The following is a 19076-nucleotide window of genomic DNA, read 5'->3' as shown; positions in this document are numbered from 1 at the left end:
GATCAATCCATTCCCTCAAGTTCCGTTTTTGAGCCACAAACGGAGCGTGTTGAGGATGTGCTTGGCCACGGTGATTTGGCGAAAATCGGGATGACTGCTGAAACGGATCGTCTTTTCCAGAACACGCTCGCCCTGGCAAAAAACGAGTGAAAACTCGACAAGCGTCCCCTCATCATTGAGAAACTGAAGGGGTCCCGCTACGGCACCGATGTCTGCTCGGAAAAGTTGTGACAGACGGCGGGCCAAGGACACGGGCAGCCCTCCCGGCGCCGACTCAGATTCGCCGTTGTCGCTTGATATTGGCCGACTGCCGACACCTGTCAGGAGCCTTTCTGCTGTGGCGAGATCCTCCACGATGAGTGCTCCGCGGTATGTTCCACTCTGTTTATTCTCCGCTGCCTTGAGCCATTGGCTGACCAGCCCCGCAGTCGTTGTCTCTATAAGCGCAAGTGAGAGGCGTTTCTCGCGAAGCTGCCCCACCACGACATCCTGGAGTTCGATCTCATTCTCCCCAAAAACGAGATCGCCCAGAATGCTGTAAATCGTCCGAACCACCGGTTCTACCTTGGCTTCGCATTCCTCCCGGTTCGCGCCGCGGGTGGAAATGCGGAGGATGATGGTATTCTGCGAGGCATTGATGCCCACCAGAGGATCGCGGCCCCGCCGGATAAGGTCAGGCAGCATGGCCTCCACCTGACTTTCGCCCGCTCCGAAACATTTGATGTCCCGATGGAGAATATACTCGCGTCCTGCCCCGAGACGACGGAGTCGCTCTTCTACCTGAGGCCACATTTCCCGCATTTCTGAGGGCACGCCCGGCAAACAGAAAAAATAACAGGGCGATCGGCCATCACGTGGAACAGCGATAAAAATACCCGGTGCGGTTCCCCGCGGATTGTGGATCATTTCGCTTCCCGCCGGAAAAGCTGCCTGGACGCGATTGCGTTCCGGCATTGGGCGCTGCCGCGATTGGAAGAACTGGCGAATGTGCTCGAGGGCCTCGGGATATTCGACCAGTTGGCGCCCCGTAGCGTTGGCCAGTGCTTCTCGGGTCAGATCATCCGCTGTGGGTCCAAGTCCGCCTGTCGTAACGACGACGTCGGAACGCTCGATGGCCTGACGAAATACGGCCACCATGGCTTGCAGTTCGTCGCCCACAACCGTGTGGAATAGCACGCGAATCCCCAAATCTTCGAGCCGCAGGCTGAGCCACTGACTGTTGGTATCGAGGATTCGACCACTTGTGATTTCGTCTCCGATGGCGATGATTTCTCCCAACATGGCTACATCCATTCTCTGGTTTGCTGACCACGGGATACACTTGGTAGAAATACTTTTACATTGAGGTTGCACCCGCTGGCACGAGGCAACCTGTCAGATCGTCTCAAGGTGCCGCATCCGCCATACCGACGAGTACCCCTCTCAATTGCTCTCGCAGGTTCACCAGCTCCTGGTACTGTCTGTCGTCAAAATAACCTCGCTTCTGCCCGTAGAGATCCATCCAGATGATGAGGCGTTCCCAATCCTCGGCTTGCAGAGCAACCTGATAATGGCCTTTCACAAGCAGGGAAATCAGCGGGGCGCGGGCAGCTAATCCTTCTCCGGGAAGAGACCGTCCCCGCCTGTATCCTTCAAGTACCAGGTCTGCCAAACTGGGTTTGCCGTAACGGACAAGCGTTTCCCACGATTGGCCCGCTGAGAGATCCCAATTTTTGCCTTCCCCGGAAGGGTTGTGGCACCTCACACAGTGCCGATCCAGGACCGGCTGCACCAGCTCGTTGTAATCAAGCGGCCAACTCCCCACTGGACCTGGTTGAATTGGCTGCGGCTCCTTTCTGAGCGCGGCGATCGTCTTGCTCGGAGGTGCCATCTGCCGTGACTCGTGGCATCCAATACAACTCGCAGTCTGCCCTGGCTGGAAATAAACGGCCGAACGCATCGTTCGGAGGGCCATTCCTCTTTCATCCAATGCCTGGAAGAAAACGGAAATACCGGCTGGAACGCGAAAATACGCCGAACCGTCCGGTTCCACCGGCACCGTGCCCAGCACAAACTTGCCGGGGTCCTCGTGGGTCAAACCTAACTCCGGGTAATTCATGGTGGGATGAGTTTTGACGGGAAGTCCCACAATGCGGAGTTTTTTTACCGCCGCACGTGCCACTGTAGGCATTCCCGCGTAAACATCGGCGATTACGCATGTGGCCGTGTCACGCGCAAGGGCCTGCGATTCGCTGGCTACAGCAGGAGGTCGCGGACGGGGAGCCAGAGGAAGGGGACATTCGCAGCCAATCTCGGGATCCTGATAAATGAGGTGAAGATTGCCGAAGGCATCGTAGAGATACAGCCCGGGACCAGCATCGTCCATTTGTCCCCCATGGTCTGCGAGAGGTTTATCGCTCCACGACACGAGAAAGAATTTTTCACTGAGCGGATACGGATTGGCATAATAATGGGCAGGCCAGCCCTCGCTCTCCGGGAAACACACTTCCGGCGTAAGACGGGTTAGGGGGGCCTCGTCATCCGTTCCCCGACGGGGATCGAGTAAGACCAGACTTCCTCCGGTGATCGAATGATGGGCCGATGCTGTAAACACAATTTTGTGCGACCCCGGCACCGGGCGTGCTTCAAATACTGATAACGGATTCCAGGTGAAATTGCCGTACACCGCCTGCACGCCGGTACCATCCGGCAGCGTGGACCACAGCCCCATAAACGGCTGATTATGCCGGTCCACATAATCCCACCGGGCATACAGGATTCTGCCGGAAAAATCGACACAGGGATGCCATTCAAAACTCTCAAAGGCCGATATCGGCCGGATATTGCTGCCGTCACCATTCATGACATGGAGCGTGTAAATCGCGACCGGTCGCTCGGGACCTCCCCCGCAGCGAACATAACAATCGGGTTGCGGCGCAGTTGTCACCTGATTCACATCCGGTAGAACCTGAGTGGCCACACCGCGCCTCGTGGAAAGAAAGACAATTCGGCCGTCGGGCAAGTACCGCGCATCGATATCATCGAATTTACCATATGTTAATCGACGCAATTCCGTGCCATCGACATTCACCTCATAGACGTGGTAAAAGGCATCTTCGGGAATATTATTCTTGTCTAATTTATTCGGATGCTTATGTAATTCTGGATAATATCGAGCGTAAGTAAACAGAATCCGCTTACCATCATATGAAATATCCGGGCGAATAACCGACCCCGAAGGAAGCGAACTTGTCAGACACCGCAGCCGTGGAGCCTCACTTTTCCATCCCTCGAGAATGTATAGGCCACCGTCTGGTCGGCACCACCAGCCGTAGTGCTGATCGGACATATGATGAAATACCGGCGGCTTGCGCTTGACAAAGACGAGACTTTCAAAATTGAGGAGGGGATTCAACAGAGCGATGCGTCGAGAAACCAGGCAGGCCCGCAAATAGAGTTCTCGGGTTACATTTTGATCCGCCGCCTCAGGGCTTCGCGCCTCTGCCGCGATTTGACGGAGTTTTTCCATTTCCTCCCCAATAATCCTTCCCGCCTCGGGATCGAGCGAGGCAAATTGGAGGAGTTCCTCCGCCAGGGCCAAACCTCGCTCAACGGTTTTCTGCACGGGATAACACCGCGCGTGAGGTGCACCCTCGGGATGCCATCTCGACCACATGCTCAGGCTGCTTTGATCCGCTGCCTTGTAGAGGGCAACATTCCGAACTTCGCCATTCTCCTCGGCATACACCTCGACTTCGTCGAGGTGGAGATATTCTGTATCGGGAAGCTGTGCCCGTACAAATCTTGCCGGGAGCTTATTGAGGGTAATGCGTAGCGGTCGGCCATCGGTGAAACCGTAAAATACGCTCCCATCATGCTGATAGACCTGGGTCCACTGGCCCCCGTCTGGAGAGATGAGCACCTGCAACCGTGCCGACCGAGAGGCCACCGTGTCGCAACGATTGTACACCACGATCGACTCTACAAGATATTGACGTCCCAGATCGACCTGCCACCATGGCCTTGACTCTCGTTCGGTGTGAAATCCCCATTTGCCGTCTTTGATTCCGTCACAGGCCCCCCGAGCATCGTCGGCGGTGGTTCTTGCTTGCTGCGCCGCGGTACTCCACTCACGGAGTTCCACCTGCCTGAGATAATCCCGTTCCAAATCTTGCCGCGTGATGGTCACCTGAATTTCATCCCGCTGGGACGGCCCGCCAGCGAGCACGGGCTGCATCGCTAGAATCCAGGCAGCAGAGCTTAACGACAAGCTCATCCAAACCACGGCGAGCAATCTCAGTTTACTGGTGGCCATGCTGCGGAATGACCAGGAGAAGATTGGAGCAGCGGTTCTGGCATCTTGCATGGCAGCCCTCCTGCCAGGAATAAACGTAAATTGGACAGTTGTTACCGATTTTCGCGGCGCGATGTATGTTAACCCCGGCGGAGGCATGCGTAAAGCGGAGCACCGGCTCACAGTATCTTGGTTCCCATCGTTCGCCCTCCGGCGAGCGATGGTTTATACTATCGTGAAGGAACCATGGGACAGTTTCCGTGTAAGATCGATTCCGTTCGAGGCAATTGTCATGGCATGTTACCGCGTTGTGCTGATACCGGTCGATGAAAACTGGACCCCGGCATCGCCGGATGATGTCCCTGCCCAGCCACCGCAGCCGAACGAGCGCCTCCTTGAAACAGAGGACTTTTTCTCGGCAGTGAGAGAAGCGATTCAATTTAATCAGCAGACCTGGTCGGAACGGAAAGGCCGGTGGGCTGTCGTATGCGAAGTGGGCTGCCCGGGCAAAACCTGGCCGGGCCTCCGTATCTGCACGCCCCTGCGCTACAAGATCGCTTCGATCTGGTGGCCTCCTGGCTGGGAGCCGAACTCGCCGCTCGATATGCCCCTGTGCATCTGTCGCACCCACGGAACGCTGCAGGAAGACCAGCTCAGTTACGAACAGGCGCTGGCCACTATTCAGGCCCTCAACCAACAGGCCATGGATCGGGCGAGCACCATGTGGTACGTCATGCTGGCGGTTGAGAACGAACCGGTGTCGCGGACAATCTCCTACGATCCGGCCGGACTTCAGACAACAGTCGAAATCCGTCGGCTCCACGTGGCCCAGCCAGCCGGGGGCGGACACGGGGACTGTTCGCACTGTCCGGCGCGATCGCTCGATTGCTCGATGGTGGCTCCGGCGTAAAAAAACTCGCCCCAGAGGGGGCGAGCGCGGTAAAGCCAGCCTACGGGCACACGCTATCATGAACCGCCCACGAAGGCGAAGGCCTGTTGCGCTCCGGCGGTCGGGGGCTATTCTTTCTCGACAATCAAAGTGAGTCCCACGTCGATATACTGTCCACCGCGTGTCTGGTGGCAGTGCACGGCCAGCACGTTGCGCCCCGGTTTGAGGGCGTTTCGAACTGCCTCACCCGTCAGGGGCACGATCGTGTAGCCGGTAAGAAATCCTTTCGTTCTTTTGATGAGCTGCCCGTTGAGATAGACCTCGGCGTCTTCGTCGTGGTGAATCGCCAAGGCCAATTCGCCGTGCTCGGGGAGCTTGGTGAGCTCGAAACTCCGTCGCAGCCAGATGTCCGAAGTATTCCAGACGGTCCGCACCACCGCTCCGGGTGTGCCCTCCGTTCCGAAGCCGCCTGGCCCCTCTTTCCACGCTGAGTCGTCAAACTCGGGCGTCATCCAATTCTCGGAGGGCGTCTCCATGGTGTAACGCCACACCTGGCCTTGACGCTCAGACGTGGGTACCAGAACCTGGACGGTGGGTGGAGGCAAATGAAGCCGTCTGGCTGCCTCTGCCGCACGGTCCACCTGGATTTTGATCACTTCCCGGTCGTAGGTCATCAGACCATTGACCTCGATTTCCACGTCGGACGTCTGGGTATACACCGCCGCGCAGAGCCCCTGCGGGATCAGGAACCGAACCTGGGCCAGCAGCTCGCAGTAAGCATCGGTGAGGGCCTCCTGATCGGCATAGGCCACATAGCCCCACGCTCCCTGCTCTTTCCAGAGATGACCGGGAATGGGCATGCCCAGCCCACCGAACTCGCCGAGGACGCACGCCCGTTTTTCTTCGATCGGACGCACCCCCGGCCCGGGATAGCGGTGCATGTCGGAGATGTCCCCGCAACCGTTGTCGTGCCAGCCGCTGGCTTCATTCACCACCCGCGAAGGATCATATTCCTTGATCCAGTTGACGATGTCGCAGGTATCGTGCTGACCCCAGCCTTCATTGAAGGGAATCCACATGATAATGGAGGGGTGATTGAACCGTGCGTCGATCATTGCCTTAAGCTCTCTACGAAAGTTGGCGCGGCTTTCCTCGTTGCGGTCGGCGTTTCCCGAGGGCATGTCCTGCCATACCAAAAGGCCGAGTTTATCGCACCAGTAGTACCACCGCTCCGGCTCGTACTTGACGTGCTTACGAGCCATATTCATGCCAAACTTTTTGGTCATTTCAATGTCGAACTTCATCGCCTCATCGCTGGCGGGAGTGTAAAGCCCATCGGGCCACCAACCCTGATCAAGAGGCCCATACTGAAAGATGAATTTCCCGTTGAGCATCAGCCGGTTGATGCCCTTCTCGTCCTTCTCCACGGAGACCTTCCGCATGCCAAAATAGCTTTCCACCTTATCCACAACTCGACCATCGGAAAGCAACGACACTTCCAAGTCGTAGAGGTTCGGCTCCTCCGGCCACCACAGTTTGGGCTGGGGAATCCGCAGCTCGATGGGCTGGCCCGCGGGACCTCTTGTTTCCGCTACGTCCTGACCGGCAAAACGAGCCTTCAGACCAACGCTCAATCCCGGGGGAGCATAGACCGTCACGACGAGTCGTTCTCGATCGATATCCGGAACCAGTTTCAGTTTTTCGATGTACTGAGCGGGGACCGGTTCGAGCCATACGGTTTGCCAGATTCCGGTCACGGCCGTGTACCATATCCCTTTGGGGTTGAGGACCTGCTTCCCCCGCGGTTGCCAGCCGGTGTCAGTGGGGTCCCAGACCGCCACGACGAGTTCGTTCTCGCCGGGCTTAAGGCACTCCGTGATGTCGAAAGTAAATGGATCATACCCCCCGGTGTGCTCTCCGACCTGCCGGCCGTTCACCCAAACTGTGGCCTGCCAGTCCACCGCCCCGAAATGGAGCAGTAATCGTCCGCCTTGAGGTAGTTCGGGAGTTGTGAATTTTCGCCGGTACCATAGTCGCTCGGTGGGCTGTACTTTTCTGCCCACTCCGCTGAGGGCCGATTCAATGCAAAATGGGACCAGGATTTGCCCATCCCATTTTTCCGGCTGAGAAGCATCTTTGGGTGTCACTGCATAATCCCACAGCCCGTTGAGATTGACCCATTTTTCGCGCACCATTTGCGGGCGCGGATACTCCGGCCAAACCCGATCCGGTGAAACATCTTTGGCCCAGCGCGTCATCAACGGGCTGGGAGCGGGTTTCCAGGATTCTCCCCAACCTGGGAGAACTGAAAACGACAGTCCAATCACAACACCGGTCCACACAAGCAGTCTCTTCATCGGTGTCTCCTCATCTTCATGTTGGATACCGCAGAAACTTGCACCTTGGTTTTAAGTCGGCTGCTCGTGGCTCCTATCCAGGATAGGCGGCCGGCGATAAGATTGCAAAACACATTTGCGCAAAAACGATTCACTTTTGCGCAAATCCACTGCGCGGTTCCGGAGGCATATGCAAAAGGTGCCCGGTGAGGACTTACTCGTCCACCACCTGATAGACTCGCACGTAGTCAATCAGCCATTCTTCCGGAAGCTGGGCCTTTTTGATGTCCCCCGCCCAGGGACCAATCTCCACCGTCAGTTTTATGTAGAGCGGAACCTGACACACTCCACCAGCGCTTGTTCGCCAGGTCTCCTTTCCATCCACGTCGAACACGTACTCGTCGGGCTTCCACCACAGTCCGTAGGTATGGAATCCCTCAAGCACCTCCGGTCTGCTGAACGTTGTCCCCGCGTGTTTGTGGTCCTTACCATAACCATCCCAGTGGAGGTTGCTCGTCAGGCGGCCATCACGATAGGGCATTTCCACGATGTCGATTTCCGTGCCATCGCGACCTTCGTCCCCCACGCGAGTCACCCCCGCGCCCATCAGCCAAAATGCCGCCCAAAGCCCCGGTTGTTTGGGATGGGTGCACCGGCACACAAGATAACCGTATTTGACTTCGTACTTTCCCCGCGTCGCAATCGCGCCCGAGGTGTAGCGCTCGCCGTCCTTTTTTGTCCGAATGACAAGGTGTCCCTTTCCATCAAGGTAAGAATCTTCCTTCACCCAGAATCCGTCCCGTCGGGGCCAGTCTCCATAAATCTCCCACTTGCTCGTGTCAATTTTGTCGCCGTCAAATTCGTCGTGCCAAACAAGCACCCATTTTTTCCCCGGGGGAAGTTGCGGCAGTGGATCCTGCGGCTGCAAATCAGCCACAGACACGGATTGTGCCGGTTCAGCACCCAAAAGCCTGGAGTGAGACAACCCGAGGCCCAAACCCAGCGCACCACACAAAACCGTGACAAACACTTTCCAGTGGGATTTCAGCATGGCATTAGTCTCCTCAAAATGGCACACACATGACCATCCAGGTCACCATCCAGCGAAAGCGATTATTCCTGATAGCGTTCACAAGGACAGCACAAACTCGCATAGGTCGTGCAATTCCTGGTCCGTCAGGCTGCCGACATCGCTACCAGCCGTTTCCCCGTGTTTACCCTCTCGAAATAGTTCCTCGAGAGTCAGATAATGCCCGTCGTGCATATAGGGGGCGGTTCGCCACACTTCAATCAGGGTGGGCGTATCGAACTCGCTCGAGCGGTCCAGCGGCCCGCGGCTTCCCACATTGTGTTTCTTCAAATCCGTATAAAGCGGCTCAGGATGACAGTGATGGCATTTGAGCCGTTCGCTGAAGAACAGTTCCCGCCCCCGGCGGGCGGACTCGCTTAACTGGCCGTTGACGAGATGGGGACTCGGCACCGGCCGCAATGACTTGAGGTACGCGTCAATCGCCTGCGCGTCTTCGTCTGGACGAACGGCAAACTGAATGTGTCGGATTCCGGACCGGACCGCCTCTTCGGCGGTGGCTCGCACCCCTTCCCACATGGACGGTGGTGTTTGGTGAGCCAGCAGCAAGCTTTTATTGTTCTTCGGGGTCCCCAATCCGTCATTGAGGAGATCCCAATTCAGGCCGTCAACGCGTCCATCCGGATGGCAGGTAGCGCAGCTTTGCCAGTGCTGAAAACACAGGCTGGCATCGTGGAAATAAAGTTCGCCCAGCCTTTCCTTCGTAAGAACCGGCTTCGGACCCAAGGGCACGTAGCTAAGCCGCCGATATTTGGAAGCGTTCAAATCCACAACGGTGACAAGGTCCCCGAAGTAGGTGGCGACGAAAACCTTGGTACCAACCAGGGCGAGACCTCGCGCCCCCTTAACGATTTTTTCTGGATCGGCACTCAAATAGTCGTAAGGTCCCAGCCCATACAGGGGAATCCGCTCCCTGAGCCCCACCAGAAAGGACAGATCATTGGGCACGTCTGCGGCACTGAGGGATGTCTGCGATCCGTCATAGACCAATCCCGCCGCTTGAGCGGCCTCCGGAGTCGGCGGTAGTTTCGCCAGTTTCTCCAGCACGGCGGGAATGTTGATGACGGAAATCTCGTCCGTTGCCGCATGCGAAACCATAAGTTTTTGACCGTCGGAAGAGCAAACCACAGCCCACGGGAGAGCAGCGCCAAGATCCACGTCGTCGAGGAGAACGGTGTTGAAAACCCGCTCATTTTCCGCATCTATGATCGTCAGCGCGTTGGTGTTCATCCAGCCGCGCTCCAGTTGTGTGGTAGGCATTTGGTAACGCGCCAGCACATGGACGACGTACACCCATTTTCCATCCGCCGAAATGGTAAGGCCGTGAACATCGGTCGAGCCGTTGGGGAGTCGGATGGGGTGGACTTCGAAGTTGGATGTATTGATGCAAGAGACCACGGCCGCCACATCGTAGCTGTCGCACCGATCCAGCGGAAGGAGGTTGGCTACAAAGAGCCGCTTTTCGTCCGGTGTAAGGGCCGCAGCCACTGGCTCGCGGGTAACGGCCAGGCGTTTCTCCTCCCGACCGGCAGCAAGATCAATCACGGAAACGGTATTATCAAACCGATTGCACACATAAATCCGACGGCCTTCTTTGGAGAGAGCCAGCCCGCCGGGAGTGTGTCCCACAGGGATCTGGCGGACTTGGGTGCCATCATCACCCTTGATCTCGGCAACGATGCCATTTGAAACGCCGGCCGCCACATAGATCACTTTTCCATCCGAACTGATCACGAAGTCATGAGAATCTGCCGGTACGTTGATCCATCGGGTCACTTGCTGACTGGCCACGTCAATAACGGCGATTTTCGCGGCATCCTTGCACAAGACAAAGACACTCGCACCATCGGGCGTGGCACGCACCTGCCAGGGACCGAGATAACCGGGGACCAGCTCTTCCGACCGGCCCACATCTGCCCACATGACGCCGTAAATCAGAACAACAAGCAAAAAAAAGCGTACGACAGTGTCCCTGACCGAGATTTTTGATCCACATGCCAAGCTCGCCCATTCAACACTGCGTTTTAACCCCATGCGTTCACCTCCCGGTGAATCTCGCAACGATTGCTCAAGAGGCAACAGGTCCCGGCTGACGATCGTTGAAGATCCCCCTGCACGGTAAGAGGCTAGAACCTTTCTCACGATGACCAACATGCCATGGGGGAAACCACTTCTCGCTTGCGGGTTTACCATCGCGGCTTCCGGCCGCTGTATCTGAAGGCAAGTGGCATTTTCTAAAAGCGGTCGCCATCCGTCAACCACTTCCGCGAACTGGTTTGCACTTTCGATGCCACCTGAATCATTTCGGCGAGCCTTTCCAGTTGAACTGCCTATTGAGCCAATCGTAGGCCTGTTGTCGAATTTCCGGCGTAAAGCCGTGCCCGACATCCGGATGGATCACCACAAGACTGTTCTCTGCCCCGTAAAGGTGGAAAACTTCCCCTGCGCTGGCCACCACCTCGCGCACACCTTCCACATCAAAGTTGTCATCCCGCAGCGGCGCGTTGACAAAGACACCGCGGGGAGCCAGCGCTGCGAGAACCTCGTGGAAATCGAACGGCATTCGCCCGGGGTCGTTACCGAAGACGTCCCTCACGCGGGGCATGTAGCGGTCCTGCGCCCAGGGACCGATTTTCCCACCATAGTAGCGATGAAAAGCTGTGAATCCACAACTGCAGATCACCGCCCGAATCCGCTCGTCAAACACCGCCGTGAAGAGTGCATTATGTCCACCGAGAGAATGGCCAATCACGGCGATTCGGTCTCGATCGACCTCCGGCAAGGATTCAAGCAAATCCAGAGCGCGAACGTTATCCCAAATGGCCTTCATCGACCCGCTCGCGTACTCGGCATGGCGGCGGAAGTCGTACGGATGCTCACCAAACGAGGGATAGTCGGGCACCACGCACACGTACCCCAGACAAGCCAACTCGTGAGCATAAGGGTAGGCGGCCCCCGGACGTGTACCGGCAGGTTCATCTTTAGCGAGAGACGTGGTTTGATGGAGACACAGGACAGCCGGATGGCGGCCGCGGATTTCGTGCGGAATCAGCAGATACGCCGGAACGCGGTCACAGGGATCCGCCTGGTAGGTGAGCTTGATTCGCCGATAGGATTCTGTGTCCTGGGACTCGACCACCTGCACATCCAGAGACACCCTCATCTCGGGACCGGGCAAGCCGCCCATGACCGCCTCCATGCCTTTCCGAATGTGCCATCGGCGGTAACCCCACTCTTTCAGCGATGTGATCGAGCGGGACGCACCGTCTTCTTCGACAAACTGGAGCGGCTTCTGGTGATTCTGTTTTGCCCACAGGGAATCTTCTTCACGAAGCCTCAAATCGTCACTTCCCTGTGTCCCCAGGTTCTCAAACCAAAACAGGCCGTTCCGGTCGGCTGCCACAAAATCAACGTCCGCATCCCCATCCAGGTCAGCCGCTTTGGGATCCAATCCCCAACCCACATTCACAGCCTCAGCGATCGGGTAACGCGTGAACACATGAGCGTTCTGATCATATTCATAGGCATAGATGACAGGTGCATTCCATTCCCCGGGGTCACGTCCGTCGTGTCCCAGATAGCGCTTGCCCGCGATCACCTCTGGCCGTCCATTGTGATTGGCGTCGGTAATGAGGAGCGCATGGGCCTGGGACCAACTGGTGTCAATCGCATGGAATACCCAACTCCGTGTTCCATTGACAGCTCGCTGCTCCAACCAGTAAAGCCCGACGTTATGCCCCCGCCCCCACACTATGTCTGAATCTCCATCGCCGTCCACATCCACGACGGCGATCGGCACACTGGCATCCTCGTGAAGTTCAAACTCCGGTTGCTTTGCCCATTGGGGCTCATCCGGAGAGCCCTTCTGCTGCCACCAACCGCGGTTCGTGACGATATCCCCTCTGCCGTCCCCATCGACATCGCCGAAGCCAATCCCGTGGCCGGCGACCTCCGCAGGGAGATCGTGCCGGTGCCAAGTCACGCTTCCATCCGGTGCCCGCTTGAACTCCCACCAGGCCGCGAATTTGACCCCGTTGGGAAGAACGTCCGGCTGGCCGTCACCATTGATATCATAGAGCCGCCCTGTTTCCATCGGCCCAGGTTTAGCGATCTCCCTCACTTCCCAGGGCTCCAGACTGGGACCGGGGTGTCGAATCCACAGGAGAAGCTCACTCCGATAATTGGCGCTAATGAGGTCATCCCACCCGTCCCCGTCAACATCCAGAATGAGATTAGAATAATCGTCGAACCGTCCTCGAATCACTGGCACATCGCGGAGGAAATGGCGTTTCCAGGCGGGTGCCTCATACCACCAGCCACCCGAAACGATGTCCAGTTTGCCGTCGTGATTGACGTCCACAACACCGCAGGCACAGAACTGGGCATCAGGATCGAGCACATGAACACGAAAACGGGGAAATCCCACTTCGCCGCAGATGACGGTTGTCGATCTAAACCCCGCGAGGAGAAAGGCGATCCAGAACAGCAAACCTGCCCAATCCGCGAGACGGCTGACGGTTTTCCCCCGTCGGCCCAATGCTGGTAGTCGCAGGCCATTGGCCCGCCGCGCAAACAATTGACGCTGCTGTGGCATGCTCCGGCCTCCTCCAACCGCGATGGAACGTAGGGTTCGACTCAACGCTGCGACCCATTCTATCGCGCGCCGCAATCCAAACCAGATCGTCAGACCGTAGCTTCCGGGGAGGGTGCTGACATCGAACGCTCGCTGCCAAAGCTTGCTCGCGGAATGTGGATTCCACCTGCTCTGCCAAGGAGCGAAGGTCCATCGGTGGGCGCATGCCACTCGCCTGGGACCAGTCTGGCTGGCGGGTAATCGGCGAACTGGTGTAACCTGGAACCTGGTTCGAACATCCGACTGTAATGGATTACCTGGCCCCTGGAAGAAGGCTGTAACCATGAAATGCCAAGACCTTCTTGCCGCCTTAAATGCCTACATCGATGGGGAAATAGACCCCCAATTGTGTGAGATGCTCCAGCGGCACCTGGAGGGGTGTAATCCCTGCCGGGTTGTCGTGGACACACTTAGGCAGACTGTGACCCTGTATAAGGGTGAAGAGCCTTATGAACTACCCCCGGAACTTCACGAGCGGTTGCACGAGTGCCTGCGGCAGAAATGGCAGGCCAAATTCAAGACACAGGTGTAACCGTTTCCTAGATCATCCAAGGCCGTCGCTTATTATGCGGCAAGCCAAGGTTACCAGTCGCCATGGTTTGGAGGATCAAAGAAAATGAATCGTGACGCCCTGGTCATTTTGCTCTTTCTGGGGTTGTGGATCGTTCTGAACAAATGGGTGCTCCCCTGGCTCGGCATTCCCACCTGCATGAGCGGCGGTTGCTGTGGCCCATCGTCGTGCACCATCGAGCCGGCGACGACGGACAGGCCGCCTCAAACCGCCGAGGCATCCGAGAAGGTGGGGGATCTGTCTGCGGAAGAAAATAGCGGGAAACCGTCGCGGTGAAGACTGGGCATCGTTTGGATTACCAACCGGGTGGTATGCTCAGCCAATCATCGGGCGTTATCGGTTCAAGTGGGACTGATCACAGCGACTTTTTCCTGGGTTCCGAAAACTTTCTGAGATAAGGAGGCTCTGGGTATGACAATTGAACGTGGCTTGCGACTGATGGCCGGAGTGGTGGTGACGACGAGCGCCATTTTGGCATGGATCCACTCTCCGTATTGGCTCATTCTGACTATTTTCGCCGGTCTGAATCTTTTTCAGTCAGCTTTTACCAACTGGTGCCCCGCGGTATGGATTCTGAGTAAGCTCGGCCTCCAGCCGTGCTGCTCGTGCGATCCACAGAAGACTTCCCAGGCTACAGGCTGAAAGCATCGTCAAGCGATAGTTGTCTTACCCCGGGCTTTTCCCAATAATGACAGTTTTAATGCAGGGACGGCGTCGTGACGGCGACGTTTCTGCCACGCGTGGCCTGGTATGCCGTGAATCCGCACGACCGGGCCTTTCGCGCTTAAGTCGGAAGGAGCGGTGAACCGCCGGATCCGTCATCGCCAGGTTCGGCCGCCAGTATAAAGGTATTTTCCGCTGGGAACGATCGTTTCTAGGTCGCTTCGTGGAGAGGGTCGCACTGATGCATTACCCCTGGTGGTACGTCCCCGTTCTCACGGCCCCCATGCTCATAGCCATCATCGCGGTGCTGCACGTTCTCGTGTCTCATTATGCGGTGGGAGGTGGACTCTTTTTCGCAGTGGAAGTGTCGCATGCCTACCGCACGGGCAATCGCGAATATCTGGCCTACTTGAAGCGTCACGCCCCGTTTTTCATTCTGTTGACGGTAGTCTTCGGAGCCATCACGGGGGTCGGGATCTGGTGGACCATCGGCCTTGCCTCACCCCTGGCCACTGAAGTCCTCATTCATACGTTCGTGTTCGGTTGGGCGACAGAATGGGTGTTCTTCGTCCTGGAACTGACATCGGCCTTCATTTTTTACTACTACTGGGATCGACTACCGCCGCGAATTCACCAAGCAATCGCCTGGATCTACGCGATATCGGCCTGGATGAGCCTTGTGCTCATCACGGGCATCACCGCGTTTATGCTGCACCCGGGAACCTGGCTCGAGTCGCCTTCGTTCTGGCGCGGTTTCTTCAATCCCCAGTTTGTCCCGCAGGTCATCTCCCGAACGGGCGGAGCCATTCTGCTGACCGCGCTGTACGTATATCTCCACAGCTCGCTCACCCTGCCAGGCGGAGAAGTTCGAAACCTCATTATCCAGCGCTCGACTCGACCGGCACTTTTGGGCGCGGTTTTGATCACCGTGGGCGGGTTGGCGTGGTTGGCCTTCCTGCCACCCTCTGCCCGCATGGCCCTGGAAGCGGCTGCCGTCCTGACGGTCCTCACGGTGCTGATTTTCGCCCTCACCATTGTGGTGTTTGTCCTGCTGTATCTGGGGCCCTACCGGAATCCTGGCTGGATGACGCCTGGCTTCGCCGCGGCGCTCCTGCTCTTTGGCTTGGCCGCTTTCAGCACAGGAGAATTCATCCGCGAGGCCGTACGGAAACCCTATGTTGTGTATGGGGTGGTGCTGGGTAACCAGATTCTGGAGAAAGAGGTCCCTGAGTTTCGAAAAGAAGGCTTCCTGCAAAGTGGTTGGTGGACTCGGCAATTCGTGGCCGACCGTTATCCGCAGGTTATCCAAAACGGACGCATCCTGCCCGAGAGGCTTCTTCAACTCTCAGAACAGGATCGACGGTTGTTGGGGCAGGTGATCTTTATGCACCACTGCAATGACTGCCATGCAGCCGAGACGGGGTACTCTGCCGTGGGTCCGCTCTTGTTTTCACGTCCTCGGGAGATGCTCGTTGATATGATTCGCCATCTGCACGAGACGCACTATTTCATGCCTCCCTGGTCGGGAACTCCGGAGGAGGCAGAACTCGTGACGGACTATCTTTTGTCGATTGCTCCCGAACGGCCTCGCGGTATCTATCCCACGCTTGAGCAACTGGAGGCACGCCGATGATGGAACCGGTTGATCCTTCAACCCTTGGCCCTCTGCCCGCACCATTTTGGTTTATCCAGTTTTTTAAAGTCCTGGGATTTATTCTGCACATGGTGCCCATGAACCTGTGGTTCGCGGGGATGTTTTTGACGCTTGTGCTTTACAAGCGCGAAGGTCATCCGCGGCAATGGGCAGAGCGACTGGCAACCCTCATGCCAGTGATTATCGCATTCGGCGTCAATTTTGGGATTGTGCCACTCCTTTTCATTCAAGTGGCTTACCCGTGGGCATTTTACCCAGCCACGATCCTGACGGCATGGTTCTGGCTGGCCATCATCGGCCTGCTTCTGGTTGCTTACTACGGGGTATACGCATTTGCCTTTGGAGTGAAACCGGACCGTCCCATGCCGGCATGGAGATATGCAGCGGGCTGGGTGGCGGCGGTGTTTTTTCTGATCATTGCCATCCTCTTTTCCAACGGGATGAGCCTGATGGCAGCCCCCGAAAGATGGAAGTCGATCTGGCTGGCACACCAGGTGGCCGGGGCTGCGACAGGAACGGGTCACAATTTCGCCGATTCCTCACTCTGGCACCGCTGGCCGATGGTGCTGGGCATGGCTTTCCTCACCACCGCCGCGTGGTCTCTTATCGATGGAATGTTCTTTGATGCAAAAGCCGACGCCTCGTACCGCCAGTGGCTGACAAAGTATGCGTTTGTGCTCGGGATCATAGGTGCGGTCATTTACGTGGGATCCGGAACAGGATATGTCTTCGGTTCGTGGCCTAAGGAAGTCTTCCAATACATGTGGAGCGGCTGGCGGCTGCCACTGACCGTTCTCACGGGGGCATCACCGGCTCTTGTCCTGGTTGTGCTGTTCCTGATCCGCATCAGAGGACTCTCTCCCCTGACAGCAGCTTTGGCAGGGGTTGCCCAACTGGTGGTCATCACACTCAACGCGGTGAGCCGGCAGATCGTTCAGAACATCGAACTGGCCCACTACGCACCGGTCTGGAAAATTCCCGAAAAGCCGGATTGGGGGCCGATGGCGCTCTTTCTGGGAACGTTTGCCGTGGGCACGGTGGTCCTTGTATGGATGCTCCAGCAGCTCGTGCGTGTTCATCGCGGAGAGCCTTCAGTCGCAGAATCGTGATGAGGCCGCGACAGTGTTGGTTCGGCCCGGCCTCGGGCTACCAGTTAAAGGAGAGGATAGCCGTTTTTAACACCGTCGCGAACGGACAACGTGGTCCCGGGCACTGTCCCGGCAGTGGCGCGCCGTGCGGTGCTGCCTCACGTTTCGAAAAAAGACAATCAGATCCGACGCTCGATTTTTTGAAAGCGCGCCGGTCCCGTGGCCGGCAGGTGGTTCAGGCATCGAGAATCCAGCGATTTGTGTCTTGCCGGACCGACAAAATTTTGTTAAAGATTACTGCCAGAATTTGCAAGTGCTGGGTTCCTTTCCGTTCTCGTACAGGGTGTGGAATGAACGACTGCTAGAAATCATGCGACTGAATGCGGCGAAACTTCTGATAGCACTCGTCATTCCTCTTGTGCTGTTTTCCCACCATATGTACAGGGAGGACGGCCCTCTCAATCTCAGCATGGAAACCCTGGGCTGCGCGGCGATTTTCCTTTCGGCCGTCGGTCGAATCTGGGCGGCTGCGTACATTGCGGGCAAAAAGAACCGAGAAGTGGTCGTTTCGGGACCTTACTCACTCAGTCGGCACCCGCTGTATTTGTTCACTGCGCTGGGGTTTATCGGGACGGGACTAGCACTGGAATCGCTGACCCTGACGGCCATTTTTCTGGGGATTTTTCTCGTCACCCACTGGCCGGCCATGCGACGGGAAGAGCAACATCTGCGTGCCTCCTTTGGCGAACAATATCAAGCTTACGCCAAGTCCACGCCCCGGTGGTGGCCCCAATGGAGTAAGTTCCACAGTCCTGCCGAGGGCGTTATCAACTATCCCGTGTTCACCCGCGCGGTGCTGGACGCCGCCCTCATTGGCCTGATCTACCCCGGGGTGCAAATTCTGGAATGGGCCCATATCCACCATCTCGTCCCCGTTCTCTTCCGCCTCTATTGATCGCGCGAGTTGCACGGGTCGCCCTGCCGGAATGAATGATTCTCAGGCGAGCCTCCGTCTCAGCCGAAGGGGAAGCCGCTGGCACACGGGGCAGAAGAAAGTGGAACGCTGGGCAAGCACTATCCGGCGGATGATCCCTTTTCCGCACTGCCGACACTTCTCTCCTTCACGCTGATACACGCGATGTTCGTTCTGATACCCCCCGGGCGTATTCTCGGGGGTTGCGTAGGCGCCATCGCCGAGTGTGGACCCCTGCAAGGTGATAGCCTCCCGCAAAACCTGGTGAAGACTCTCGGTGACAGCTCGCCATTGCGAACTAGAAAGAAGACAGCAGGGAAGTTGTGGATGGACTCTTGCGCGATGGAGGGCCTCCGACGCATAGATGTTTCCCACGCCCGCCATCACCGATTGATCCATCAAAGCCACCTTGATGGGAGAGCGCCGCTTCCGCAACCGGTTCCGCAGTTCCGACCAGGTAATCGCCAGGGCATCCGGCCCTATCTTCTCGGGTCCCAATTCCCTGCGGCAATCGTCCTCGGAGATCAGGCGAACAACCCCCAGACCGCGTGTATCGCGAAAAACCAGCAGATGCTGTCGCCCCGTTTCGCAATTCTCTTCCCAACACAATCGGAGCTTCAAACGGACATGGGACAGATTATCGGGGGGATCGACCATGACCCGTCCCGTCATTCGCGGCTCGATGACGAGGACCTCTTCTCCATCAAGCCGTATCAGAAGCCTTTTGCCGACCCGATCCACGCCTTCCACGCGGCGACCTGCCAGGCGTCGGCACAGCTCCCCGGGCGCGGGAAGATATTCGATGGGCTCAACGTTGAGAACGGGAACTTCCGCGCTGCAAATGCGCGCACCACGGAGTCGCGCGACCCCGCGTCGCATCGTCTCAACTTCTGGAAGCTCCGGCATAAA

14 protein-coding genes are annotated in these 19076 nt (G+C 57.3%); 7 read left to right on the top strand and 7 right to left on the bottom strand.

Annotation, left to right across the window (positions count from 1 at the left end):
- Positions 1-15: 15 nt before the first annotated feature.
- Positions 16-1293, bottom strand: a complete 1278-nt coding sequence (locus THTE_RS13445) for a competence/damage-inducible protein A (RefSeq protein WP_095415913.1) — start codon at positions 1291-1293, stop codon at positions 16-18.
- Between the two features lie 91 nt (positions 1294-1384).
- Positions 1385-4345 (bottom strand): HzsA-related protein, encoded by a 2961-nt coding sequence (locus tag THTE_RS13440; protein ID WP_168175863.1) that lies wholly within the window; start codon positions 4343-4345, stop codon positions 1385-1387.
- A gap of 220 nt (positions 4346-4565) precedes the next feature.
- Here THTE_RS13440 and THTE_RS13435 point away from each other — a divergent pair, with 220 nt between their 5' ends.
- Positions 4566-5183 carry a hypothetical protein gene (locus THTE_RS13435; protein WP_157732098.1) on the top strand — a complete coding sequence of 206 codons (618 nt, stop codon included), beginning with the start codon at positions 4566-4568 and terminating at the stop codon, positions 5181-5183.
- A 107-nt stretch (positions 5184-5290) separates the two neighbouring features.
- Here the strand turns inward: THTE_RS13435 and THTE_RS13430 are convergent, their stop codons facing one another.
- The 4 genes from THTE_RS13430 to THTE_RS13415 form a co-directional block, all read right to left on the bottom strand.
- Positions 5291-7519, bottom strand: a complete 2229-nt coding sequence (locus THTE_RS13430; protein ID WP_095415910.1) for a glycosyl hydrolase 2 galactose-binding domain-containing protein — start codon at positions 7517-7519, stop codon at positions 5291-5293.
- Between the two features lie 193 nt (positions 7520-7712).
- Positions 7713-8549 (bottom strand): glycoside hydrolase family 16 protein, encoded by an 837-nt coding sequence (locus THTE_RS13425; protein ID WP_095415909.1) that lies wholly within the window; start codon positions 8547-8549, stop codon positions 7713-7715.
- Positions 8550-8627: 78 nt separating this feature from the next.
- Complete coding sequence (locus THTE_RS13420) at positions 8628-10619, bottom strand: cytochrome c peroxidase (protein ID WP_157732097.1); 1992 nt, start codon at positions 10617-10619, stop codon at positions 8628-8630.
- Between the two features lie 265 nt (positions 10620-10884).
- Positions 10885-13179, bottom strand: a complete 2295-nt coding sequence (locus THTE_RS13415) for an alpha/beta fold hydrolase (RefSeq protein WP_168175862.1) — start codon at positions 13177-13179, stop codon at positions 10885-10887.
- A gap of 322 nt (positions 13180-13501) precedes the next feature.
- On the opposite strand from THTE_RS13415, the gene THTE_RS13410 reads away from it, so the two are divergent.
- The 6 genes from THTE_RS13410 to THTE_RS13385 all read left to right on the top strand — a co-directional run bounded on the left by THTE_RS13410 (position 13502) and on the right by THTE_RS13385 (position 18149).
- Positions 13502-13750 (top strand): anti-sigma factor family protein, encoded by a 249-nt coding sequence (locus tag THTE_RS13410; protein WP_095415906.1) that lies wholly within the window; start codon positions 13502-13504, stop codon positions 13748-13750.
- Between the two features lie 84 nt (positions 13751-13834).
- The gene (locus tag THTE_RS13405) at positions 13835-14065 is read left to right on the top strand and encodes a hypothetical protein (protein ID WP_095415905.1); all 231 of its coding nucleotides are present in this window, start codon (positions 13835-13837) and stop codon (positions 14063-14065) included.
- Positions 14066-14200: 135 nt separating this feature from the next.
- Positions 14201-14431 carry a YgaP family membrane protein gene (locus THTE_RS13400; protein ID WP_095415904.1) on the top strand — a complete coding sequence of 77 codons (231 nt, stop codon included), beginning with the start codon at positions 14201-14203 and terminating at the stop codon, positions 14429-14431.
- 262 nt (positions 14432-14693) lie between these two features.
- Positions 14694-16085 carry a cytochrome ubiquinol oxidase subunit I gene (locus THTE_RS13395; RefSeq protein ID WP_095415903.1) on the top strand — a complete coding sequence of 464 codons (1392 nt, stop codon included), beginning with the start codon at positions 14694-14696 and terminating at the stop codon, positions 16083-16085.
- A complete protein-coding gene (locus THTE_RS13390; RefSeq protein ID WP_095415902.1) occupies positions 16082-17215 on the top strand; it encodes a hypothetical protein in 1134 nt (377 codons plus the stop codon). The genes THTE_RS13395 and THTE_RS13390 overlap by 4 nt, the downstream gene beginning before the upstream one ends.
- Before the next feature lie 349 nt (positions 17216-17564).
- Entirely contained in the window at positions 17565-18149 is a 585-nt protein-coding gene (locus tag THTE_RS13385; RefSeq protein WP_157732096.1) for a methyltransferase family protein, read from the top strand.
- Between the two features lie 42 nt (positions 18150-18191).
- On the opposite strand, the gene mutM is transcribed toward THTE_RS13385, so the two are convergent.
- On the bottom strand, positions 18192-19073 hold the full coding sequence (gene mutM / locus THTE_RS13380) for a bifunctional DNA-formamidopyrimidine glycosylase/DNA-(apurinic or apyrimidinic site) lyase (protein ID WP_095415900.1): 882 nt from the start codon (positions 19071-19073) through the stop codon (positions 18192-18194).
- Between the last annotated feature and the right edge of the window lie 3 nt (positions 19074-19076).

It is taken from the genome of Thermogutta terrifontis, assembly GCF_002277955.1.
GTDB lineage: Bacteria > Planctomycetota > Planctomycetia > Pirellulales > Thermoguttaceae > Thermogutta > Thermogutta terrifontis.
This window is presented reverse-complemented; position numbering and strand designations above follow the sequence as displayed.